This is a genomic window from Enterobacter sp. CRENT-193 (genome assembly GCF_002787395.1).
GTDB lineage: Bacteria > Pseudomonadota > Gammaproteobacteria > Enterobacterales > Enterobacteriaceae > Enterobacter > Enterobacter hormaechei_C.
Window position 1 is genome coordinate 3,576,810 of record NZ_CP024812.1, and the last position, 23,945, is coordinate 3,600,754.

The 23,945-nt window shown below is 55.3% G+C and carries 19 protein-coding genes; 12 read left to right on the top strand and 7 right to left on the bottom strand.

The features are described from left to right. Nucleotides 1–18 precede the first annotated feature (18 nt). Together pntB and pntA are read right to left on the bottom strand one after the other, a co-directional pair. Nucleotides 19–1,407 (bottom strand): Re/Si-specific NAD(P)(+) transhydrogenase subunit beta, encoded by a 1,389-nt coding sequence (pntB, locus tag CU081_RS17760; RefSeq protein WP_003857541.1) that lies wholly within the window; start codon nt 1,405–1,407, stop codon nt 19–21. Between the two features lie 10 nt (nt 1,408–1,417). Further along, nucleotides 1,418–2,947, bottom strand: a complete 1,530-nt coding sequence (pntA, locus tag CU081_RS17765) for a Re/Si-specific NAD(P)(+) transhydrogenase subunit alpha (protein ID WP_023324557.1) — start codon at nt 2,945–2,947, stop codon at nt 1,418–1,420. A gap of 535 nt (nt 2,948–3,482) precedes the next feature. Here pntA and ydgH point away from each other — a divergent pair. The 3 genes from ydgH to folM all read left to right on the top strand — a co-directional run bounded on the left by ydgH (nt 3,483) and on the right by folM (nt 6,757). After that, entirely contained in the window at nt 3,483–4,427 is a 945-nt protein-coding gene (gene ydgH, locus CU081_RS17770; protein ID WP_003857546.1) for a DUF1471 family protein YdgH, read from the top strand. 185 nt (nt 4,428–4,612) lie between these two features. Continuing rightward, nucleotides 4,613–5,995: an amino acid permease gene (locus tag CU081_RS17775; protein WP_003857548.1), complete on the top strand. Its 1,383-nt coding sequence runs from the start codon at nt 4,613–4,615 to the stop codon at nt 5,993–5,995. Between the two features lie 39 nt (nt 5,996–6,034). Continuing rightward, complete coding sequence (gene folM / locus CU081_RS17780; RefSeq protein ID WP_003857550.1) at nt 6,035–6,757, top strand: dihydromonapterin reductase; 723 nt, start codon at nt 6,035–6,037, stop codon at nt 6,755–6,757. Here the strand turns inward: folM and CU081_RS17785 are convergent. Beyond that, nucleotides 6,754–7,089 (bottom strand): GlpM family protein, encoded by a 336-nt coding sequence (locus tag CU081_RS17785; protein WP_003857551.1) that lies wholly within the window; start codon nt 7,087–7,089, stop codon nt 6,754–6,756. The two genes, folM and CU081_RS17785, sit on opposite strands and share 4 nt — an antisense overlap. A gap of 127 nt (nt 7,090–7,216) precedes the next feature. Here CU081_RS17785 and rstA point away from each other — a divergent pair, with 127 nt between their 5' ends. From rstA to tus, 4 genes are all read left to right on the top strand, one after another. Next, complete coding sequence (rstA, locus tag CU081_RS17790) at nt 7,217–7,936, top strand: two-component system response regulator RstA (RefSeq protein WP_003857553.1); 720 nt, start codon at nt 7,217–7,219, stop codon at nt 7,934–7,936. A gap of 440 nt (nt 7,937–8,376) precedes the next feature. Then, nucleotides 8,377–8,748, top strand: a complete 372-nt coding sequence (gene iraM / locus CU081_RS17795; RefSeq protein WP_003857554.1) for an anti-adapter protein IraM — start codon at nt 8,377–8,379, stop codon at nt 8,746–8,748. Nucleotides 8,749–9,072: 324 nt separating this feature from the next. Next, a complete protein-coding gene (rstB, locus tag CU081_RS17800) occupies nt 9,073–10,371 on the top strand; it encodes a two-component system sensor histidine kinase RstB (RefSeq protein WP_022651038.1) in 1,299 nt (432 codons plus the stop codon). A 74-nt stretch (nt 10,372–10,445) separates the two neighbouring features. Beyond that, entirely contained in the window at nt 10,446–11,375 is a 930-nt protein-coding gene (tus, locus tag CU081_RS17805) for a DNA replication terminus site-binding protein (RefSeq protein ID WP_003857559.1), read from the top strand. Here tus and fumC read toward each other — a convergent pair whose 3' ends face one another. Both fumC and fumA read right to left on the bottom strand, forming a co-directional pair. Next, on the bottom strand, nt 11,376–12,770 hold the full coding sequence (gene fumC / locus CU081_RS17810) for a class II fumarate hydratase (protein ID WP_003857560.1): 1,395 nt from the start codon (nt 12,768–12,770) through the stop codon (nt 11,376–11,378). 182 nt (nt 12,771–12,952) lie between these two features. Then, nucleotides 12,953–14,599, bottom strand: a complete 1,647-nt coding sequence (gene fumA / locus CU081_RS17815) for a class I fumarate hydratase FumA (RefSeq protein ID WP_003857562.1) — start codon at nt 14,597–14,599, stop codon at nt 12,953–12,955. A 199-nt stretch (nt 14,600–14,798) separates the two neighbouring features. On the opposite strand from fumA, the gene manA reads away from it, so the two are divergent. Both manA and CU081_RS17825 read left to right on the top strand, forming a co-directional pair. Next, the gene (gene manA / locus CU081_RS17820; RefSeq protein ID WP_003857564.1) at nt 14,799–15,974 is read left to right on the top strand and encodes a mannose-6-phosphate isomerase; all 1,176 of its coding nucleotides are present in this window, start codon (nt 14,799–14,801) and stop codon (nt 15,972–15,974) included. A gap of 99 nt (nt 15,975–16,073) precedes the next feature. Then, a complete protein-coding gene (locus CU081_RS17825; protein ID WP_003857566.1) occupies nt 16,074–17,600 on the top strand; it encodes a YdgA family protein in 1,527 nt (508 codons plus the stop codon). A 101-nt stretch (nt 17,601–17,701) separates the two neighbouring features. Here CU081_RS17825 and CU081_RS17830 read toward each other — a convergent pair whose 3' ends face one another. Then, nucleotides 17,702–18,730 (bottom strand): Mal regulon transcriptional regulator MalI, encoded by a 1,029-nt coding sequence (locus CU081_RS17830; RefSeq protein ID WP_003857568.1) that lies wholly within the window; start codon nt 18,728–18,730, stop codon nt 17,702–17,704. A gap of 179 nt (nt 18,731–18,909) precedes the next feature. Between CU081_RS17830 and malX the strand changes: the two genes are divergently transcribed. The 3 genes from malX to add all read left to right on the top strand — a co-directional run bounded on the left by malX (nt 18,910) and on the right by add (nt 22,820). Further along, a complete protein-coding gene (gene malX, locus CU081_RS17835; protein ID WP_023324552.1) occupies nt 18,910–20,502 on the top strand; it encodes a maltose/glucose-specific PTS transporter subunit IIBC in 1,593 nt (530 codons plus the stop codon). A gap of 50 nt (nt 20,503–20,552) precedes the next feature. Beyond that, complete coding sequence (locus CU081_RS17840) at nt 20,553–21,725, top strand: MalY/PatB family protein (RefSeq protein WP_022650948.1); 1,173 nt, start codon at nt 20,553–20,555, stop codon at nt 21,723–21,725. A 96-nt stretch (nt 21,726–21,821) separates the two neighbouring features. Beyond that, a complete protein-coding gene (gene add, locus CU081_RS17845; RefSeq protein ID WP_015570661.1) occupies nt 21,822–22,820 on the top strand; it encodes an adenosine deaminase in 999 nt (332 codons plus the stop codon). Nucleotides 22,821–22,876: 56 nt separating this feature from the next. On the opposite strand, the gene CU081_RS17850 is transcribed toward add, so the two are convergent. Then, on the bottom strand, nt 22,877–23,917 hold the full coding sequence (locus CU081_RS17850; protein WP_003857576.1) for an oxidoreductase: 1,041 nt from the start codon (nt 23,915–23,917) through the stop codon (nt 22,877–22,879). Nucleotides 23,918–23,945 lie beyond the last annotated feature (28 nt).

The following is a 23,945-nucleotide window of genomic DNA, read 5'->3' on the forward strand; positions in this document are numbered from 1 at the left end:
TGTCAGGATGAAGCGAAATTACAGCGCTTTCAGGATCGCATCCACGCTGGCCTTGGCGTCGCCAAACAGCATGTGGGTGTTATCTTTAAAGAACAGCGGGTTCTGCACGCCAGCATAGCCGGTGTTCATAGAGCGTTTGAAGACAATAACGTTCTGCGCCTTCCACACTTCGAGAACAGGCATACCCGCAATCGGACTACGCGGGTCGTCCTGCGCCGCCGGGTTAACGGTGTCGTTGGCGCCAATCACCAGCACGGTGTCGGTGTCGGCGAAATCATCGTTGATCTCGTCCATTTCCAGCACGATGTCGTAAGGCACCTTCGCTTCCGCCAGCAGCACGTTCATGTGGCCTGGCAGACGCCCCGCCACCGGGTGAATACCAAAGCGAACCTTGATACCGCGCGCGCGGAGTTTCTCGGTGATTTCCGCCACCGGATACTGCGCCTGCGCCACCGCCATGCCATAGCCTGGGGTGATGATGACGGAATGCGAGTTTTTCAGCATCTCTGCGGTGTCTTCCGCGCTGATTTCACGGTGTTCACCCACTTCCTCATCAGAACCGGTTGATGAGCCGTCAGAACCGAAGCCACCCGCGATGACGCTGATAAACGAACGGTTCATCGCCTTACACATGATGTAAGACAGGATCGCACCGGAAGAACCCACCAGCGCACCGGTGACAATCAGCAGGTCGTTGCTCAGCATAAAGCCTGCCGCCGCCGCCGCCCAACCGGAGTAGGAGTTCAGCATGGAAACCACTACCGGCATATCTGCTCCGCCGATAGACGCCACCAGATGCCAGCCGAACGCCAGCGCGATGATGGTCATCACCAGTAACGCCAGCACTTGCAAGCCTACGCTTTCGGTACGCACGAAGACCACCAGCAGCACAAATGAAACGACCAGCGCCGCCAGATTCAGCTTGTGGCGGTTAGGCAGCATCAGCGGTTTGGAAGAGATCTTCCCGCGCAGCTTGCCGAACGCCACAATCGACCCGGTGAAGGTCACCGCACCGATGAAGATGCCGAGGAACACTTCGGTCAGATGGATGTTCACCAGAATCGGCTCCAGGCCCGGTTCGTGGTACAGGTAGCTGTTGAAGCCCACCAGCACCGCCGCCAGACCCACGAAGCTGTGCAGAATAGCAACCAGCTCCGGCATCTCGGTCATTTCAACGCGTTTCGCCAGACGAATACCAATCGCGCCGCCGATGATCATCGCCACCAGGATCCACGCCACGTTGCCGGTGTCCGGCCCAAAGATGGTGGCAATCAGCGCAATCGCCATACCGGCGATACCAAAGTTATTTCCCTGCTGAGACGTTTCGTGTTTGGAAAGCCCCGCCAGACTGAAAATAAACAGGATTGCAGCAACAATGTATGCGGCTGTAACTAATCCTCCAGACATATGCTACCCCTTAGCCTTTACGAAACATTTTCAGCATGCGCTGAGTCACGGTGAAACCACCGAAAATATTGATACTGGCGATCAGCACCGCAATGAAGCTCAGGAAGCTGATCCAGCCGCCATGACCAATTTGCAGCAATGCCCCGACCACGATAATCCCGGAGATGGCATTGGTGACCGACATCAGCGGGGTATGCAGCGCATGGGAAACGTTCCACACGACGTAGTAACCCACCACGCAGGAGAGCGCGAAGACGGTGAAGTGGCCAAGGAACTCTTTTGGCGCGACGTCCGCCAGCCAGCCAAACAGGATTATGACCAGCGCCATGATGGCGTATTTGCGCCACGGCGACGCAGGTTTTGCTGGCTCCGCGGGCTCTGGTGCCGCTTTCGGCGCAGCCTGAGGTTGAGCGGAAACCTGAATCGGCGGTGCAGGCCAGGTGATTTCCCCTTCACGCACCACGGTAACGCCACGCACCACCACATCATCAAAATCAACGGTAATGTTGCCGTCTTTCTCTTTGCAGAGCAGCTTCAGCAGGTTAACGAGGTTCGTGCCGTACAGCTGAGAGGACTGGGTTGGTAGACGCCCTGGCAGGTCGGTATAACCGATCACCTTCACGCCGTTCGCGGTCGTCGTGACCTGATTTGGCACGGTATACTCACAGTTACCGCCGTTTTGCGCCGCCAGATCGACTATAACGCTGCCCGGCTGCATGGAATCCACCATCTCACGGGTGATCAGCTTCGGCGCCGGTTTACCCGGAATAAGCGCGGTGGTGACAATGATGTCTACCTCTTTTGCCTGCGCCGCAAAGAGCGCCATTTCCGCCTTGATAAAGGCTTCAGACATGACCTTCGCGTAACCATCACCGCTGCCCGCTTCTTCCTTGAAGTCCAGCTCAAGGAATTCGGCGCCCATACTCTGCACCTGCTCCTTCACTTCCGGCCGGGTATCAAACGCGCGAACAATAGCGCCCAGGCTGTTTGCGGCCCCGATAGCGGCAAGACCTGCCACACCGGCACCAATCACCATCACCTTCGCGGGTGGAACTTTACCTGCCGCCGTAATCTGACCGGTAAAGAAGCGACCAAACTCATGCGCAGCTTCGACAATGGCGCGATAGCCGGCAATGTTCGCCATGGAGCTCAGCGCATCCAGAGACTGCGCGCGCGAAATACGCGGCACGGAGTCCATCGCCATCACGGTGACACCGCGTGCCGCCAGCTTCTCCATCAACTCCGGGTTTTGGGCTGGCCAGACAAAGCTCACCAGCGTAGTGCCCGCGTTCAGCAGTTCAATTTCACCCTCTTCCGGTGCGTTTACCTTCAGAATGATGGGTGATTGCCAGACCTCAGCACCGTCCACGACGTCCGCGCCAGCCTGAGTAAAGGCCTCGTCATCGAAACTCGCCAGTGTGCCCGCGCCGCTTTCAATCGCGACGGTAAAACCCAGTTTAAGCAGTTGCTCCACCGTTTTTGGTGTTGCCGCTACGCGGGTTTCATTGGCTAACCGTTCTTTTGGTACCCCAATACGCATAGTTTTCCCTTCCATCGGTTTTTGATGATGGTTTGTCGATAATTGCCCGCGGTTTGTATCAATTTTCACCATCGCGATAACGACGGAGAATGATTAACCCCGGAAAATAAAACAGTAACAAACTTTCTATAACCTACTGAAAATAGCGCCCGTGATCTACCGCCAGAAAACACTATTTCTTACTTTATCTGTGAAAAATAAGCGATCGGGGTTACTGACAGAGATATTTACCTTAAATTCGCCTTCAGGACCGATAAATCGCGCAAGCGAAGCGGTAAAAACATGATATAGCGCCATAATAGAACAACTCATTAACATTAAATTAACTTGTAAAAGTCATATGCTTAATCAGTTTTTCTTGTGAAACGCCTGTTTTTTCCACATATCACAAAATGTTATCGAATCAGGTCCTTTGGTGAGCACAGGCTGTGAAAAATGCCGCAGACAGCGATGGGTGTTAAATGCCATAATCGGGACCGTCTCAAATTAACAACAACACCAGTACATGGTTTGCGCAAGGCGAAGGATTATTTTTATGAAGCTTAAGAACACACTCCTGGCGTCCGCACTTCTTTCCGCGACCGCCCTGTCTGCGAATGCCGCGACAGAGTTGACGCCGGAGCAAGCGGCAGCGTTAAAACCTTTTGACCATACGGTCATTGTGGGTCGCTATAACTCTATTGGCGATGCCGTCGCCGCCGCATCAAAAGCCGCCGATAAAAACGGCGCTGCCTCGTTTTACGTTGTTGACCAGTCCGATCAAGGCAACAGCGGCAACCAGCGCGTGACGATTGCGCTGTACAAAGATAATGCCCCAAAAGCAGATGAACAGAAAAACCGCGTGATTAACGGCATTGTTGAACTGCCGAAAGATCAGGCTGTTCAGCTGGAACCGTATGACACCGTGACCGTTCAGGGCTTCTACCGCAGCCAGCCTGAAGTTAACGATGCCATCACCAAAGCCGCGAGAGAAAAAGGCGCTTACGCGTTTTATATCGTGCGTCAGGTTGATGCCAACCAGGGCGGAAACCAGCGCATCACCGCTTTCATCTATAAGCAAGATGCGAAAAAACGCGTAGTGCAAAGCCCGGATGCCATTCCAGCGGATTCAGATGCGGGACGTGCCGCGTTAGCGAAAGGCGGTGAAGAAGCGAAGAAAGTGGAAATTCCGGGCGTAGCAACGTCTGCGGCACCAAGCGCTGAAGTGGGTCGTTTCTTTGAAACCCAATCCACCAAAGGCGGTCGTTATACCGTTACATTACCAGACGGCACGAAAATTGAAGAGCTGAACAAAGCCACTGCCGCGCAGATGGTGCCGTTCGACAGCATCAAGTTTACGGGCAACTATGGCAACATGACGGAAATCTCCTATCAGGTGGCGAAGCGTGCTGCGAAGAAAGGCGCGAAGTATTACCACATCACCCGTCAGTGGCAGGAACGTGGTAACAACCTGACCATCAGCGCCGATCTGTACAAGTAACAAAACGGTTTCATAAAGGCGGCGCAGTGCCGCCTTTTTTGTTACTTTTTTTCTGATTTCTGCCACACGTCATTGCATGCATCCTTCACACTCCGTAAAATCCCGCGCCTTAGCGTGATCCACCATTTTTATGCGCCTTAGCGAAATAATTATTCTGGATTTGGACTTTTCATAACAGGAAGCCAATGGAAAAGAAACTTGGCCTGAGTGCGTTAACTGCACTTGTATTGAGCTCAATGCTGGGCGCGGGCGTATTCAGTTTGCCGCAGAACATGGCGGCCGTCGCCAGCCCGGCCGCATTACTGATTGGCTGGGGCATTACCGGTGTTGGGATTTTGCTGCTGGCATTCGCCATGCTGCTGCTGACCCGTATCCGACCGGATCTGGACGGCGGAATATTCACTTACGCCCGGGAAGGTTTCGGCGAGCTGATCGGCTTCTGCTCCGCCTGGGGTTACTGGCTGTGCGCGGTGATCGCCAACGTCTCCTATCTGGTTATCGTCTTCTCGGCGCTCAGCTTCTTTACCGATACGCCCGAACTGCGCCTGTTTGGCGACGGTAATACCTGGCAGTCCATCGTCGGCGCCTCGGTACTGCTGTGGATTGTTCACTGGCTGATTTTGCGCGGCGTCCAGACCGCGGCCAGCATTAACCTCGTGGCAACGCTGGCCAAGCTTGTGCCGCTTGGCCTGTTCGTCGTGCTGGCCTTCCTCGCCTTCCGTCTCGATGTCTTTACGCTCGATTTCAGCGGCATTGCGCTGGGCGTTCCCGTCTGGGAACAGGTGAAAAATACCATGCTGATCACCCTGTGGGTGTTCATCGGCGTTGAAGGTGCCGTCGTAGTCTCTGCCCGCGCGCGTAACAAGCGCGACGTGGGACGCGCCACGCTGCTGGCCGTACTGGCGGCGCTGGGCGTTTATCTGCTGGTGACGCTGTTGTCGCTCGGCGTGGTGGCACGCCCTGAACTGGCGGAAATGCGTAACCCGTCCATGGCCGGGCTGATGGTGAAAATGTTGGGTCCCTGGGGAGACGTGATTATCGCGGCGGGTCTGATTGTCTCCGTTTGCGGCGCCTATCTGAGCTGGACCATTATGGCAGCGGAAGTGCCGTTCCTGGCCGCCACGCATAAAGCGTTCCCGCGCCTGTTTGCCCGTCAGAACAAAAACAGTGCGCCATCGGCCTCTTTGTGGCTCACCAACATCAGCGTGCAGGTCTGTCTGGTGCTGATCTGGCTCACAGGATCGGACTATAACACGCTGCTGACCATCGCCTCCGAGATGATTCTGGTACCCTATTTCTTAGTGGGCGCATATCTGTTAAAAATTGCGACCCGCCCGGCACACTATGCGGTAGGTGTCGGCGCCTGTATTTACGGTCTATGGTTGTTGTATGCTTCCGGACCGATGCATCTGCTGCTGTCCGTGGTGCTCTACGCACCGGGCCTGCTGGTGTTTATCTACGCTCGCCGTACGCATCAGCTTGATAATGCCCTTAAGCGCCGCGAAATGGCGTTGATAGGTTTGCTGTTAGTCGCTGCCGTACCGGCAACGTGGATGTTAATGGGATAGCGTCGCCTGTCCCATTGTTGAACTGAAAAGGAGATTACGATGGGACACACGCAGCAACGCCCAATATTGATCACTGGCGCAGGCCGTCGCATCGGCCTCGCCCTCGCCCATCACTTTCTCAACCTTCGCCATCCGGTTATCGTCAGTTACCGCACGGAATATCCCTCCATTGAAGGTCTACGAAATGCCGGAGCAGTATGCATTCAGGCGGATTTCTCCACGGATGAAGGTATACTCGCCTTCGCGGACAAAGTGAAATCGACCACCCACGGGCTGCGGGCGGTTATTCACAATGCCAGTACCTGGCTTCCTGAAAAAGCAGGACATTCGCTCAGCGAAACGCTCGCCTGCATGATGCAGATCCACGTTAATGCGCCTTATCTGCTCAACCATGCCCTACAGGATCTGCTGCGCGGACACGGTCATGCCGCAGGCGACATTATCCATTTCACCGATTACGTGGTAGAGCGAGGAAGCGACAAACACATCGCCTATGCGGCCAGCAAAGCCGCCCTGGATAATATGACCCGCTCTTTCGCACGCAAGCTGGCGCCCGAGGTAAAGGTCAACGCGATTGCTCCGGCGATGATTTTATTTAACGAAGGCGATGATGCCGAGTATCGTCAGCAGGCGCTCAACAAGTCGTTAATGAAAATTGCGCCCGGTGAGAAAGAGGTGATCGACCTGATCGATTATCTGCTGACCAGCTGTTACGTCACGGGCCGAACGTTTGCCGTGGACGGTGGCCGCCCGCTGCGCTAGTGAAAGCGGCTCCAGAAGAAGATAAGCACCCAGGCGCTGAGGCTCCAACAGACCACCGCCCCGCCCAGCGCCAAGGGCAGACGCAGAAAACCGGTGAAGTACCACAGCGACAGCAGATAGATAAAATACGGGATGATCGACCACATCCCGAACACAATGGTGGCGCGCAGCGCCTCAATACCCCGCTCAGAGGCCACAATATAGTGCGCGATTAACGCAAAGGTGGGAAACAGCGGGATCAGCCCGGCAATGTAGTAGTTCTTCGTTTTAGCCAGCACCCCAATCAGCAGCACGACCAGCGCACCCAGCGTGGCTTTTATCACCAGCCCCATTCTTTTCCCTTAACAATCAAATAACATTCCCGTGCAGGATAACGGAAGTCCGGCTAATTTTGAAAGATTAATGGAAGGTTAAGATTGCGCGGTGTATGTTGACGTTTTTTGCGATGACAGACGTTGTATGAATAAGATTGTTTATGTTGAAGATGAACCCGAGGTGGGGCAACTGATCGCCGCTTATCTGGGTAAACATGATATGGAAGTGGTTGTCGAGCCTCGTGGCGATCGCGCTGAAGACGTCGTGACCCGCGAAAATCCGGACCTTGTGTTGCTGGACATCATGCTGCCCGGAAAAGATGGTATGACGCTATGCCGGGATCTGCGCACGAAGTGGGACGGTCCGATCGTGCTGCTGACCTCTCTCGACAGCGATATGAATCATATTCTGTCGCTTGAGATGGGCGCGAATGACTACATCCTGAAAACCACGCCGCCGGCAGTCCTGCTTGCCCGTTTGCGCCTCCATCTGCGTCAGCGTGCCAGCGGCGCGGAGCGTGAAGCGTCTGCCCCCTCTTTAACGCCGCACAAAGCGATGCGCTTCGGCACGCTTTCTATCGACCCGGTCAACCGACAGGTTATGCTTTCCGGGGAGCTGATTGCGCTCTCAACCGCAGATTTTGACCTGCTGTGGGAGCTGGCAACCCATGCCGGTCAAATTATGGACCGGGATGCATTACTGAAAAATCTGCGCGGCGTAAGTTACGACGGAATGGATCGTAGCGTTGATGTGGCGATTTCGCGTCTGCGTAAAAAACTGCTGGATAACGCCACGGAACCTTACCGCATTAAAACCGTACGCAATAAGGGCTATCTGTTTGCACCGCACGCCTGGGAAACCTGAAAAAAGGAACAAAACAGGAATATTCGAAAAATAACTCACGATGCATCGGAATTATTATCAGTACCCGTCGAAAGTTATCGATTATATGCATCGTCAGTTATAAAATATCCCTTGTTCACATTCCTTCCTTGTATGCTATTTCGTGGGGCATTTTTCGCCTAAACAAAAGTATTCCTAATGTATTTCAGTGCTGTAGTACAATATATATTCAGCAGTGCAGGCGCCATCATCGATCAAAAATCCGTCACTTAAAAGCACATTGGGCTAAAAATAATCTTTACAATTGCTTTAATCATTATCTTATCTTTTTGAAAACAAAGGGGATAGTGGAAAGCGTATAAATAATATCGATCTTTTTCAATGGCTTACGTGTTTGCAGATATCTAATTCTCATGCTAAACCTTATACTCTCTCAATTATTTAATGAAAGAGGTATAGCAATGTCATGGAGAGTCATTAGCTCGGTAATTTGTCCTAATACGGGAATCGTTTATTCAAGCATCTTGGGACTCAAGTTCTTGAAACTCATTATTTGGTATGAAAGCGATGTCTATTTGTACCCCGGTGACAGAATATATCCGACAAAAAATGGCGTCTTCATTAATGGTGTGTTCAAGCCTATATCGATATATAACATATCACCTTATAACGAGATGTTATGGAGTGAAATTAAAAACAAGATGGCATGCCCATACAACCGAAACCAGCAAGAAGAGATATGCACATACGCGGTGCATTGCAACGCGCGGAAATGCCCGCATGGGTTTACCACGAATCCACTGATTGTCAGCACAGCTAAATCCAGACATTAACGAAGTTCGATAATGCTCAGGTTACAACGCTAATTATTTCTGTCGCACCGTTTGTGCCGGATCCCTCTCGCTGGTTAACGCCATTAAATAAAGCCACCCGCAGGTGGCCTTTGTCATTGTTATTACGGATCAATAATACGCAATCGTAAATAAACGCGTTTAACTGAAACGTAAACGGATTTTCCGGGCATTGATGGAATAAAGCGATGCCGCGCTGAAATACCTCTCGACAATTACCCTTTTCAACTCATCATGCCTGACTTGCGCCCATGGCGACCCTGCTGGTAAAAGACGTGTAGTGAAGCCCCTGTTTCGGTGAGATTAATGAAAAAGCTGTTTGTGCAGTTTTACCTTCTGCTGTTTGTCTGCTTTCTGGTGATGACCATGCTGGTCGGGCTGGTCTACAAATTCACCGCAGAGCGCGCGGGCAGACAATCCCTCGACGATCTGATGAAAAGCTCGCTCTACCTGATGCGTAGCGAGTTGCGAGAAATACCACCTCATGACTGGGCGCGCACGTTAAAAGAGCTGGATCTGAATCTGTCGTTTGATCTGCATATCGAACCCATGAAGGATTTTGATTTAGCGCCGCCTGCGATGCAGCGTCTGCGCGATGGAGACATCGTCGCGCTGGACGAGAAATATACCTTCATTCAGCGTATTCCGCGCAGCCATTATGTCCTGGCCGTCGGGCCGGTGCCCTATCTCTATTACCTGCACCAGATGCGCCTGCTGGATCTCGCCCTGCTGGGCTTTATTGCCATCTCGCTCGCTTTCCCTGTATTCATCTGGATGCGACCGCACTGGCAGGACATGCTGAAACTGGAATCCGCCGCACAGCGTTTTGGGGAGGGTCATTTAACTGAACGCATACATTTCGACAGTGGTTCCAGTTTTGACCGGCTCGGTATTGCCTTTAACCAGATGGCCGATAACATCAACGCCCTGATTGCCAGCAAGAAGCAGCTGATCGATGGCATTGCGCATGAACTGCGCACTCCGCTGGTACGCCTGCGTTATCGCCTGGAGATGAGCGAGAACCTCACCGGGGCGGAATCGCAGGCGCTCAATCGGGATATTGGCCAGCTTGAAGCGCTGATTGAAGAGCTGCTGACCTATGCCCGCCTCGATCGGCCTCAGACGGAGTTGCACCTCAGTACACCGGATCTCCCCGTCTGGCTACAGACGCATATTAACGATGTGCAGAGCGTTAACCCTCAGCGAAAACTGCTGACAGCCATTACCCCCGGCGCGTACGGCGCACTGGACATGCGCCTGATGGAACGCGTGCTGGATAATCTGATGAACAACGCCATGCGCTACAGCGAAACGACGCTGCGCATAGGTTTAGATTTGCAGGGAAGCCAGGCGATTCTGTGTGTGGAAGACGATGGCCCCGGCATTGAGCCGGCGGAGCGTGAAAAAGTTTTTGAGCCGTTTGTGCGCCTCGATCCCAGCCGCGACCGGGCTACCGGCGGCTGTGGTCTGGGGCTGGCTATTGTCCGTTCTATTGCCCAGGCGATGGGCGGTTCGGTTCGCTGCGAAGCGAGCGAGCTGGGTGGGGCCCGGTTCGTCTTTAGCTGGCCGATCTATCACAACATTCCCCTTCCCGTACCTGCCTGACCTAAACCGCACGCTGGCCTGACCCGGCGTGTTGTGCTATATCAATAGTATGTTGTAACTAATTAAGGGCTGCCATGACAACTTACGATCTCATCGAAAGGCTTAACACCACATTTCGGGAAATAGAGCAGGCGTTACTGACCCTCACGGGGCAACTTCAGGACTGCCGCCTGCTGGCCGCCCGCGTCTTTTCCCTGCCCGAGGTGGCAAAAGGCGCAGAGCACGACCCGCTGAACACCATTGAGGTGACGCAGCATGTTGGCAAGGCGGCGCTGGAAATGACGTTGCAGCACTATCGTCGCCTTTTCATCCAGCAGCAGTCCGAAAATCGCAGCAGTAAGGCCGCCGTTCGCCTGCCCGGCGTCATCTGCCTGCAAACGGATGCCGCAACGCGTGAAGGAATTGAGGCGCAGATTACGCATATCAATACGCTGAAAGCCGCCTTTGAGAGGATTGTAACCGTTGAGTCCGGGCTGGCACCGGCTGCCCGTTTTGAATGGGTGCATCGCCAGCTTCCGGGGCTGATCACCCTGAATGCCTACCGCACGCTGACGGTACTGCGCCACCCCGCCACGCTGCGCTTCGGCTGGGCCAACAAGCACATCATTAAAAATTTCGCGCGGGACGAGATCCTGGCGCAGCTGGAAAAAAGCCTGAAATCGCCGCGAACGGTCGCCCCGTGGTCGCGGGAACAGTGGATTGAACGGCTGGAGCAGGAGTACCACAGCATTGCCTCCCTGCCAGCTGATACCCGTCTTAAAATAAAGCGTCCGGTGAAGGTGCAGCCTATCGCCCGTGTCTGGTATGCCGGTCAACAAAAGCAGGTGCAATACGCCTGCCCGACGCCGCTGATTGCGCTCTATGATGCCGATCAGGGTGCGGTGGTGCCGGATATCGGGGAACTGCTGAACTACGATGCTGAAAACGTTCAGCATCGCTATAAACCCCAGGCGCAGCCGCTACAGCTGATTATTCCGCGGCTGCACCTGTATGTGGCGCAGTGATTATCTGAGGCTGCCCACCATCGCTTCCGGTCGGACCCAGGCATCAAACTCGGCGTCCGTCAGGTAGCCCAGCGCCAGCGCAGAGGCTTTCAGGGTAAGCCCCTCTTTGTGCGCTTTTTTAGCGATTTCGGCCGCTTTGTCATAACCAATATGGGTGTTCAGCGCCGTTACCAGCATCAGAGACTCATTCAGCAGCTGGCTGATTCGCTCGCGATTAGGCTCAATGCCCACCGCGCAGTGCTCGTTAAAGCTCTCCATGCCATCGGCCAGCAGACGAATCGATTGCAGTACGTTGTGGATCACCATCGGACGATAGACGTTAAGCTCGAAGTTACCCGACGCGCCGCCCATGTTAACCGCCACGTCATTACCCATCACCTGACAGCACAGCATGGTCATGGCTTCGCACTGGGTCGGGTTCACTTTACCCGGCATAATGGAGCTGCCCGGCTCGTTTTCCGGAATGCTGATTTCGCCGATGCCGCAGCGCGGGCCGGAGGCCAGCCAGCGCACGTCGTTGGCGATTTTCATCAGCGAGGCCGCCAGCCCTTTCAGCGCGCCATGGGTATGCACCAGGGCATCACAGGTCGCCAGCGCTTCAAACTTATTCGGAGCGGTAACAAACGGCTGCCCGGTAATCTTCGCCAGCTCTTCGGCCACGCGCACCGCGTACTCGGGATGGGTGTTTAACCCAGTGCCCACCGCCGTTCCGCCGAGCGCCAGCTCCGCCAGATGCGGCAGGCTGTTGTCGATATGCTTAAGGTTGTGCTCCAGCATCGCCACCCAGCCGGAGATCTCCTGGCCGAGCGTCAGCGGCGTGGCGTCCTGAAGGTGCGTACGACCAATTTTAACGATGTCGCGGAAGGCCTGCGCTTTCTCGTTAAGCGTAGATTTAAGCACGTTGAGCTGCGGTATAAGCTGCTCGTGGATTGCGATGACGGCCGCCACGTGCATGGCCGTCGGGAACACGTCGTTGGAACTCTGGCTTTTGTTCACGTCATCGTTCGGGTGGACCTTGCGCTCCATGCCGCGCACGCCGCCAAGCAGCTCGCTTGCGCGGTTCGCCAGCACCTCGTTCATGTTCATGTTGCTCTGGGTGCCTGAGCCGGTCTGCCAGATGGCAAGGGGGAATTCGTCGGGATGTTTGCCCGCCAGCACTTCGTCGGCGGCATTGATGATGGCGGTGGCTTTATCGGCATCCAGCAGGCCCAGATCCTGATTGACTTTGGCGGCAGCGCGTTTGGTCAACGCCAGCGCCTGGATTAGCGAGACGGGCATTTTCTCTGTCGAAATGCGAAAATGCTCCAGCGAACGCTGGGTTTGTGCGCCCCATAGCTTGTCGGCCGGGACGTCGATGGCGCCCATGGAGTCTTTCTCGCGGCGATGCATTGTCATTACTTAATCCTTGATAACAAAGATGGGATTGCTCACATGCTTAAGAGATAAGTATTGATGACTTCTGAGAAACGTTATGGCGCTTTGTGCGCTCTTTTTGATGTCGGGTGGCGGCTGCGCCTTACCCGACCTACGAGTATGTAGGCCGGTTAAGCGTCAGCGCCACCCGGCAATTTACAGAATTACTTCACACACGCCGAACACTGGGAAGACTGGATCTGTTTGAAGAAGTCGTTACCTTTGTCATCCACGAGGATGAACGCCGGGAAGTCTTCCACTTCAATTTTCCAGATCGCTTCCATACCCAGTTCCGGGTACTCCACGCACTCAAGGCTCTTGATACTGCCCTGCGCCAGCACCGCCGCCGGGCCACCGATGCTACCGAGGTAGAAGCCGCCGTGCTTGTGGCACGCGTCCGTCACCTGCTGGCTGCGGTTGCCTTTCGCCAGCATGATCATGCTGCCGCCGTTGGCCTGCAACTGGTCGACGTAGGAGTCCATACGGCCCGCCGTGGTTGGGCCTAACGAGCCGGAAGCATATCCATCAGGCGTTTTTGCCGGACCTGCGTAGTAGATCGGGTGATCTTTAATGTACTGCGGCAGCCCTTCGCCGTTGTCCAGGCGCTCTTTCAGCTTCGCATGGGCGATGTCGCGGCCCACGATAATCGTCCCGTTCAGGGATAGACGGGTCGAGACCGGATACTGCGAAAGCTGCGCCAGAATCTCTTTCATCGGACGATTCAGGTCCACGCGAACCGCTTCCCCCTCGCCCGCTTTACGCAGTTCTTCAGGGATGTATTTGCCCGGGTTGTTCTCCAGCTTCTCGATCCAGATGCCGTCGCGGTTGATCTTCGCTTTGATGTTACGGTCCGCTGAACAGGAAACGCCCATCCCCACCGGACAGGAAGCACCGTGGCGCGGCAGGCGGATCACGCGAATGTCATGCGCGAAGTATTTGCCGCCAAACTGCGCGCCCAGCCCCAGGTTCTGCGCTTCGGCCAGCAGTTCCTGCTCAAGCTGCACGTCGCGGAACGCCTGACCATGTTCGTTACCTTCCGTTGGCAGGCCATCGTAGTATTTGGTTGAGGCCAGCTTAACGGTTTTCAGGGTGCTTTCGGCAGACGTACCGCCAATCACAAATGCGATATGGTACGGCGGGCAGGCCGCGGTGCCGAGGGTACGCATCTTCTCGACCAGGTAGTTCTTCAGCTTGCCCGGGGTAAGCAGCGCTTTGGTTTCCTGGTAAAGATAGGTTTTGTTGGCTGAACCGCCGCCTTTGGCGATGCAGAGGAATTTGTACTCGTCACCGTCGACGCTGTAGAGGTCAATCTGCGCAGGCAGGTTAGTGCCGGTGTTCACCTCTTTGTACATATCCAGCGCCGCGTTTTGCGAATAGCGCAGGTTGTCTTCGGTGTAGGTATTGTAAACGCCGCGCGCCAGCGCCGCTTCGTCACCGCCGCCGGTCCAGACGCGCTGGCCTTTTTTACCGGTGATAATCGCCGTGCCGGTGTCCTGGCAGGTCGGCAGAATGCCTTTCGCCGCGATATCAGAGTTACGCAGGAATTGCAGGGCAACGTACTTATCGTTCTCGCTGGCTTCCGGGTCGCTCAGGATATCAGCAACCTGCTGCTGATGCCCCGGACGGAGCATAAAGGAAGCATCATGGAAGGCTTGCTGCGCCAGCAACGTCAGCCCCTGCGGGTCAACTTTGAGGATCTCCTGCCCTTCAAACTCAGAGACAGTAACGTAATCGCGGGTTAACAGATAATACTCGGTCTGATCCTGACTGAGGGGGAAAGGATCCTGATAATGGAAGGGTTTATTCGACATTGTTCTCTCACTTACTGCTTCGGTCTGTTTATTCAGGGCAGATGTTCCGCTGCCCGGCTTAAAAGCGAGTCAGCTTATCCTACACAATTTTTTAACAAAAACTGAGACTAGTACGACTTTTTACATCCGCAGGTTACTTCCATTCGGTTTATTGCTTTAATACGCGGAGTTAATTCCACATATGAATCAGGGCTTGATAATGCAAAAACTCATCAACTCAGTGCAAAACTACGCCTGGGGAAGTAAAACTGCGTTAACGGATCTCTACGGTATCGCCAACCCGGACAACCTGCCGATGGCAGAGCTGTGGATGGGCGCGCACCCGAAGAGCAGCTCAAAAATTGAAGATGCCAGCGGTCAGGTTCGCAGCCTGCGTGACGTCATCGACGCCGACAAAGCCGCACTGCTCGGCGATAAAGTGGCGAATCGTTTTGGTGAGCTGCCGTTTCTGTTCAAGGTATTGTGCGCCGACCAGCCGCTCTCCATTCAGGTTCACCCGAACAAAAAAGCCTCTGAGCTGGGCTTTGCCAAAGAAAATGCCGCCGGTATTCCGTTAGACGCCGCAGAGCGTAACTACAAAGATCCTAACCACAAGCCGGAACTGGTTTTCGCCCTTACCCCTTTCCTGGCGATGAATGCCTTCCGCGAGTTTTCCGAGATCATCTCCCTGCTGCAACCGGTCGCCGGGGCTCACAACGCGATCGCCCACTTCCTTGAAAACCCGAACGCAGAAGCCTTGAGCGAGCTGTTTGCCAGCCTGCTGAATATGCAGGGCGAGGAAAAATCCCACGCGCTGGCGGTGCTGAAAGCCGCGCTGAACAGCCAGCAGGGTGAGCCATGGGACACCATTCGCGTAATTTCCGCGTTTTATCCGGACGACAGCGGCCTCTTCTCTCCGCTGCTGCTGAACGTGGTGAAGCTCAACCCGGGCGAAGCGATGTTCCTGTTCGCTGAAACCCCGCACGCCTACCTCAACGGCGTGGCACTGGAGGTGATGGCTAACTCCGATAACGTACTGCGCGCGGGCCTGACGCCAAAATACATCGACATCCCTGAGCTGGTTGCCAACGTGAAGTTTGTGGCGAAACCTGCTGCGGAGCTGCTTACTCAGCCGGTGAAAAACGGCGCAGAGCTGGACTTCCCGATTCCGGTTGACGATTTTGCCTTCTCCCTGCACGACCTCAGCGCAGACGAAACCGCCATTGCACAGGAGAGCGCCGCGATCCTGTTCTGTGTGGAAGGCGAAGCGACGTTGCACAAAGATAGCGAGCGTCTGGTGCTCAAACCGGGTGAATCCGCCTTTGTCGCAGCAAACGAGTCGCCTGTCCGGGTGAGCGGCACCGGTCGCCTGGCGCGTGTTTTTAATAAGCTTTAGGGACTTACTGAATTTTTTAACAACTCTTGCTAAGCTAGTAACAGGCGTTGTAACACCAGGCGGTTTTAACCGCCTGGTTTCATTTTAGGGATAATCGCAATGAAAAAATCGGTCGTAGCGGTAGGAGTGATTGTTGCTTTAGGCGTGATCTGGACGGGTGCTTCCTGGTATACCGGGAAACAGCTGGAAAGCCGTCTGGCAGAGATGATGACGCAGGCAAACAGCGAGATTAAGCGCAGCGCGCCTGAAGCAGGTCTGGAGCTGAGCTATCAGAACTACCAGCGTGGCGTGTTTACCAGCCATATGCAGGTGGTGGTGAAGCCGGTTGCGGGTAATCAGAGCGCCTGGCTGAAACCGGGCCAGAGCGTGGTGCTGGATGAAGTGGTCAGCCACGGTCCGTTCCCGCTGGCGCAGTTGAAAAAGTTTAACCTGATCCCCTCTATGGCATCCGCCAGAACCGTACTGGTGAATAACGAGGTGACGAAGCCGATTTTCGATATGGCGAAAAATGAGTCGCCGTTTGAGATCAATACCCGCATCAGCTATGCCGGTGATACGCATTCCGACATCGACCTGAAAGCCCTGAATTACGAACAAGGCACTGATAAAGTCGCCTTCAGCGGCGGTAATTTCCAGCTTGATGCCGATCGCGACGGCAAGAATGTCTCCCTGACCGGCGATGCCGCCAGCGGCCTGATGAATTCAGTCAATGAATATAACCAGAAGGTGCAGCTTACCTTCAACAACCTGAAAGCCAGCGGCAATAGCCGTATGACTGATTTTGATGAGCGTATCGGCGACCAGAAACTGAGCCTCGATAAGATCGCCATTGCGATCGAAGGCAAAGAGATGGCGGTGCTTGAAGGCATGGATCTGGACGGTAAGTCTGACGTGTCCAAAGACGGTAAAAGCATCAACACCCAGCTAGATTACAGCTTGAAAAGCCTGAAAGTACAGAATCAGGATCTGGGTACCGGTAAGTTGTCCCTGAAAATCGGCAACATTGACGGCCAGGCGTGGCACGAATTCAGTCAGAAATACAGTAAAGAGAGCCAGGCTCTGCTGACCGATGCCGCCCTGCAACAGAACCCACAGGCTTACCAGCAGCAGGCGATGACGGTGCTGTTTAATAACCTGCCGATCCTGCTGAAGGGCGAGCCGGTGATTACCGTTGCGCCACTGAGCTGGAAAAACGGCAAAGGCGAAACCAACTTCAACCTGTCGCTGTTCCTGAAGGATCCGGCAGCCACGACCAGCGAGCCGCAGACCCTCGCGCAGGAAGTTGACCGCAGCGTGAAATCGCTCGACAGCAAGCTGACCATCCCGATGGATATGGCAACCGAGTTCATGACGCAGATTGCGAAACTCGAAGGGTATGGTGAAGAAGATGCAGGTAAACTGGCAAACCAACAGGTGAAAGGCCTGGCGGCGATGGGCCAGATGTTCCGCATCACGAAGGTGGAAGACAACACCATTTCCACCAGCCTGCAATATGCTAATGGCCAGGTGACGCTCAACGGCGACAAAATGCCGCTGGAAGAGTTTGTCGGTATGTTTGGTATGCCGACGCTGGGCATGCCTGAACCGGCCGAACCGGCTGCGCCGCCGGCAGTACCGCAGCAGTAAACGAAAAACCCCTCGCATGAGGGATTTTTTATTGCCGGGTGGCGCTGACGCTTACCCGGCCTCCGATCCTGAGCCGTTGTAGGCCCGTGCAAGCAAAGCGTTTACTTCACCGTCACTAAGCGCGCAGCCACAATCTGATGCCCGGCCTGCACGTCCGTATTTTCAATGCGCTGCATAATTCGTTCTGCCAGGGTGTACCCCATTTCACGAGCCGGCGTCGTCGCCCAGACGATGGGGAGATCGTCTAACGCATTTTCACCGACATCTGCAAACGCCCCCAGCGCCACCTGATGGCCGAAGAACGTTTCTACCCCGCCCTCACCGCTCTGGCGTCCGGCGCGGATCAAGCCGAACCACGCCCCCATCGCAATAACGTCGTTATAGCAAATCACCGCGCTGATCGTCGGGCTGTTGCGAAGCAGCGTGCCGATGGCTTCCGCGGCTTTTTTCTGGCTGGATTCACACTCCACCACCCATTCGCTGTGAAACGGCAGGCCATATTTGATGAGCGTGGAGCAGTAACCGCCCACCCGCTCGGCACGCGTCAGGGACGAGCTTTTACCGCCGAGCCAAGCGATGCGCTGATGGCCGCGATGAATAAGATGCTCGGTCAGCATTTGCGCGGCCTGCATGTTATCTGGCCGAAGGGTATCGGCTTCGTCGAGATAGCTGGCGCGCGACGCAAACACCAGCGGTACGCCTTTCTGCGCCGCGCGCTCACACAATTCACTGCCCACGCCGGACGCGCCGGCCACGATCACCCCATCCACCCCTTGCGTCAGCAGCAAATCCAGCCTGGAGAGCAGTTGCTCCGGTTCGCGCCCACCGTGGAGCAGGAAAACCATTCGCCCCTGCGCTTCAAGCGCCTCGGTCAGCCCGGCGGTCAGTTCTGCATAAAACGGCGACGCGAGATCGCGAACGATCAGCCCTATCACCCCGCTTTGCCCACCGCGCAGCGCCGACGCCTGGCGATTACGCACAAAGCCCAACTGCTCAACGGCCTCGTTGACGCGCTGACCCGTTGCAGGAGAGATGCGCCCCTTCCCGCTTAATACCAGCGAAACGGTGCTGACGGAAACCCCCGCCGCCAGCGCGACATCGTTGATGGTGATCTTTTTCGCTACAGCCATGTGGTGGCGTGACTCCTTGATAATGAGATCGCTAAAACGTTTTATCAATACGTTATCTTTATACTACCAGTAAAAGCCTGAGAATGTGATTTAGCGCGCACTAAAGTTTGATAAAACGTTTTATCTTCTCGCCCCATCGAGGTCGTTAAATCTCTTTCTACCCTTTAAGGAGTCGTTTTATGACGACGAAAGCAGCACAAAAAATATCGCTGTGGGAGTTTTTCCAGCAACTGGGTAAAACCTTTATGCTGCCCGTGGCGCTTCTCTCTTTTTGCGGGATTATGCTGGGGATCGGCAGCTCGTTAAGCAGTCATGACGTCATTACTCTGATCCCTTTCCTGGGAAATCCGGTACTTCAGGCGATCTTCATCTGGATGAGCAAGGTCGGATCGTTTGCCTTTAGCTTCTTGCCGGTAATGTTCTGTATCGCCATTCCTCTGGGTCTGGCGCGCGAAAACAAAGGCGTGGCGGCGTTTGCGGGCTTCGTTGGCTATGCGGTCATGAACCTTGCGGTTAACTTCTGGCTGACCGCCAAAGGGATCCTGCCGACGACCGACGCGGCGGTACTGAAAGCCAATAACATTCAGAGCGTGATTGGTATTCAGTCCATCGATACCGGGATCCTTGGAGCCGTGATCGCGGGGGTGATTATCTGGATGCTGCACGAGCGCTTCCACAACATCCGCCTGCCCGATGCGCTGGCCTTCTTCGGCGGGACCCGCTTTGTGCCAATCATTACGCTGGTTGTGATGGGTCTGTTTGGTCTGATCATCCCTCTGATTTGGCCGATTTTTGCCATGGGGATCACCGGGATTGGCCGCATTATCAACGGCGCGGGTGATTTCGGCCCGATGATTTTCGGTACGGGTGAACGTCTGCTGCTACCGTTTGGTTTACAGCACATCCTGGTTGCCCTGATCCGCTTTACGGAAGCAGGCGGCACCATGGACGTTTGCGGTCATTCCGTTAGCGGCGCGCTGACCATCTTCCAGGCCCAGCTGAGCTGCCCGACCACTCACGGCTTCTCTGAAAGTGCGACGCGTTTCCTTTCTCAGGGTAAAATGCCTGCCTTCCTCGGCGGCCTGCCGGGTGCTGCGCTGGCGATGTACCACTGTGCCCGTCCGGAAAATCGTCATAAAATTAAAGGTCTGCTGATCTCCGGCGTTATTGCCTGCGTGGTGGGCGGTACGACAGAACCTATCGAGTTCCTGTTCCTGTTCGTGGCACCGGTACTGTACCTCATCCACGCCGTACTGACGGGCCTGGGCTTTACCGTGATGGCTGTGCTCGGTGTGACCATCGGTAACACCGACGGTAACGTGATTGACTTCGTGGTATTCGGTATCCTGCACGGCCTGTCCACCAAGTGGTATCTGGTGCCGGTTGTGGCCGCCATCTGGTTCGCGGTTTACTACGGGATCTTCCGCTTCGCCATCACCCGCTTCAACCTGAAAACGCCTGGCCGCGATACCGATACGGCCACCAGCGTTGAACAGGCGGTGGCCGGTACCGTTGGGAAATCCGGATATAACACGCCGGCTATTCTGGCGGCGCTGGGCGGTGCGGATAATATTACCTCTCTGGATAACTGCATCACCCGCCTGCGTTTGTCGGTGGCGGACATGTCCAAAGTGGATACCAACGCACTTAAAGCTAACCGGGCTATTGGCGTAGTACAGTTAAATCAGCACAATTTGCAGGTCGTCATTGGCCCGCAGGTACAGTCAGTGAAGGATGAGCTGGCAACCCTGATGCGAACCGTCGAAGCCTGATGCCTCGCCCCCCCTCGTCATGAGGGGGTTTTACTTTACGGAGCACCGTCATGTTTGATTTTTCAACCGTCGTGGATCGACACGGCACCTGGTGTACCCAGTGGGATTATGTCGCTGACCGTTTTGGCGCTGCCGACCTGCTGCCCTTCACCATCTCTGATATGGATTTCGCCACCGCCCCCTGCATTACCGATGCGCTGCACCAGCGAATAAACCACGGGGTGTTTGGTTACAGTCGCTGGAAAAATGACGAATTTCTGGCCGCCGTGGCGCACTGGTTCCGGCAACGCTTTAACAGTCAGATTGATACCGAAACCGTGGTGTATGGGCCGTCGGTCATTTATATGGTCTCGGAGCTGATCCGCCTCTGGTCCTCGCCTGGCGACGGCGTGGTGGTCCATACTCCGGCTTACGATGCCTTTTATAAAGCCATCGAAGGCAACCAGCGTACCGTTGTTTCCGTGCCGATGCAGAAAACAGCGCATGGCTGGGAGGGGGATATGGCCTCGCTGGAAGCGGCGCTATCAAAACCGGAAAACACGATTCTGCTGCTGTGTAGCCCGCAAAACCCGACCGGAAAAGTCTGGACTCGGGAGGCGCTGACCACAATGGCGGCCCTGTGTGAACGTTATGACGTAGCGGTGATCAGCGACGAAATTCATATGGACATGGTATGGGGCAAGCATCGTCATACCCCGTGGAATGAGGTTGCGCGCGGTAAATGGGCGCTGCTGACCTCGGGTTCCAAAAGCTTCAACATTCCGGCGCTGACGGGCGCCTGGGGGCTTATCGCCGATGACGCCAGCCGTAACGCCTATCTGAATGCATTAAAAGGTCGGGACGGACTCTCTTCCCCTTCCGTGCTGGCGCTGACCGCGCATATTGCTGCTTACCGACAGGGCGAACCCTGGCTGGACGCGCTGCGGACCTATCTCGAAGAGAATCTGTGGTATGTTGCTCGCGAATTAAACAGTGCTTTTCCGGCACTCAGCTGGCAACCGCCCGAGGCAACCTATCTGGCCTGGGTCGATCTCAGCCCGCTCGGTATTGACGACAATACGCTGCAAAAGGTGCTTATTGAGCAGCAAAAAGTGGCCATCATGCCAGGATATACCTATGGAGCCGAAGGGAAAGGCTACGTTCGTCTGAACGCGGGTTGCCCCCGTAGTAAGCTTGAACAGGGCGTTCAGCGCCTTATCGCCGGCATCAACACTCTGCTGTAAATCATTTGCGCAACGGAATATCCCCTTGCGCAAATAGCTTTTTACCCCGTTTTGTTTTTATAATATGGCGCACTTTAACCAGCAAAGAGTGCGACCATGATTGATACACGCCTGCCTTTAACCGATATTCACCGCCACCTCGACGGCAACATTCGTGCCCAAACCATTCTCGATCTTGGTCGCCAGTTCAATTTAACCCTCCCTGCCGAAACGCTTGAAACCCTGATCCCCCATGTTCAGGTCACGTCGAACGAACCGGATCTGGTGAGCTTTCTGAGCAAGCTCGACTGGGGCGTGAAGATGCTGGCCTCGGTCGATGCCTGTCGCCGTGTCGCCTTTGAAAACATCGAAGATGCCGCGCGCAACGGCCTGCACTATGTCGAACTGCGTTTCTCCCCGGGCTATATGGCGATGACCCACAATCTCCCCGTAGCGGGCGTGGTTGAAGCGGTCATTGAAGGCGTGCGTGAAGGCTGCAAAACCTTTGACGTTCAGGCGCGTTTGATCGGCATTATGAGCCGTACCTTCGGTGAAGCGGCCTGTCTTCAGGAGCTGGAAGCATTACTGGCGCATCGCGACCAGATCACCGCCATCGACCTGGCCGGTGACGAGCTGGGCTTCCCGGGCAGCCTGTTCCTGTCTCATTTCAACCGCGCACGTGATGCAGGATGGCATATTACCGTTCATGCAGGCGAAGCCGCGGGGCCGGAAAGCATCTGGCAGGCCATTCGTGAACTGGGTGCGGAACGTATAGGTCACGGCGTGAAAGCCATTGAAGATCGCGCGCTGATGGATTTCCTCGCCGAACAACGTATTGGAATCGAATCCTGCCTGACCTCCAATATTCAGACCAGTACAGTGGCATCGCTGGCGCAACACCCGCTGAAAACCTTCCTTGAACACGGGGTGCTGGCTTCACTGAACACGGACGATCCGGCGGTTCAGGGCGTGGATATTATTCACGAATACAACATCGCCGCGCCGCAGGCCGGGCTGAGCCGCGAGCAGATCCGTCAGGCGCAAATCAACGGGCTGGAGATCGCCTTCCTGACGCCTGAAGAGAAACAGGCGCTGCGCGATAAAGTTGCTCAGTAGTCCTCTTTACTGCCGGGTGGCGCTGCGCTTACCCGGCCTACGAAAGCGTTTGGCACTTATGCCAGACAGAGCGTTGCGCGATGTTTGGCAGATTCGATCCCCAGCTCAATGAGCTCCATAATCTGGATTGCCTGGCTTGCGGGAACCGGATTTTCACCTGAACCGTTCAGCGCGTCACGAATGGCGGCGTAATACGCCGGATAGTTCCCCGGCAGGGTCAATACCGTCTCTTCAACCAGCGCCTCACCCTCCGCACGCGTCACCACCCCGTCGCGCATGTCGTAGCCCCAGTCCTCCTGCGGTAAGCGTTCGCCATTTTTGAGGCGCTCTTCCTGCGGATCCAGGCCGAACTTCACATAGCTGCCGCGCGCCCCATGAATGATATAGCGGGCCGATTCCGCCGCCGCAAGCATTGTCCCGTGCAGCACAATGCGCCGCTGCGGATAACTCAAAATGGCATGGAAATAGTCGGTGGTCTGCGCCCCCGGCCTGAGCTGCGCTAAATCGACCGTCATGCTTACGGGCAGACCAAACAGATGAACGGCCTGATCGAGAAGATGCGGCGCTAAGTCATACCAGATGCCGCTGCCCGGTCCCGCCTGCTCGCGCCAGCGATCTCGCACCTGCGGACGATAACGATCGAAGTGCGACTCAAAAAAGGCAATTTCGCCGAGCGTGCCTTCGTTGAGCAGCGCTTTGACCGTCAGGAAATCGCTGTCCCAGCGCCGGTTGTGAAAGACCGATAATAACCGACCCAGACTTCGCGCCAGCGCATCCAGCTCGCGCGCCTGTGACAACGTCACGGTGAAGGGCTTATCGACAACAACATGTTTGCCTGCCTCCAGCGCCGCTTTCGCCAGGGGGAAATGAGTGTCGTTAGGGGTAGGAATGACAATAAGGTCAATATTAGGATCGTTAAACAGATGCTTAGGCTCCGTTACCACCGGCACAGCTGGCCAGTCGGCGCGGACCTTAGTCTCATCGCTGCTTGTGATGGCCGCCAGTTCCATTCCCGGCGTGCCGGCAACCAGCGGTGCATGAAAGGTTTTGCTTGCGTACCCGTAGCCAATAAGACCGACGCGGATGTTTTCACTCATCGTTTGCCCCCTCGCTGTGCGCTTATTT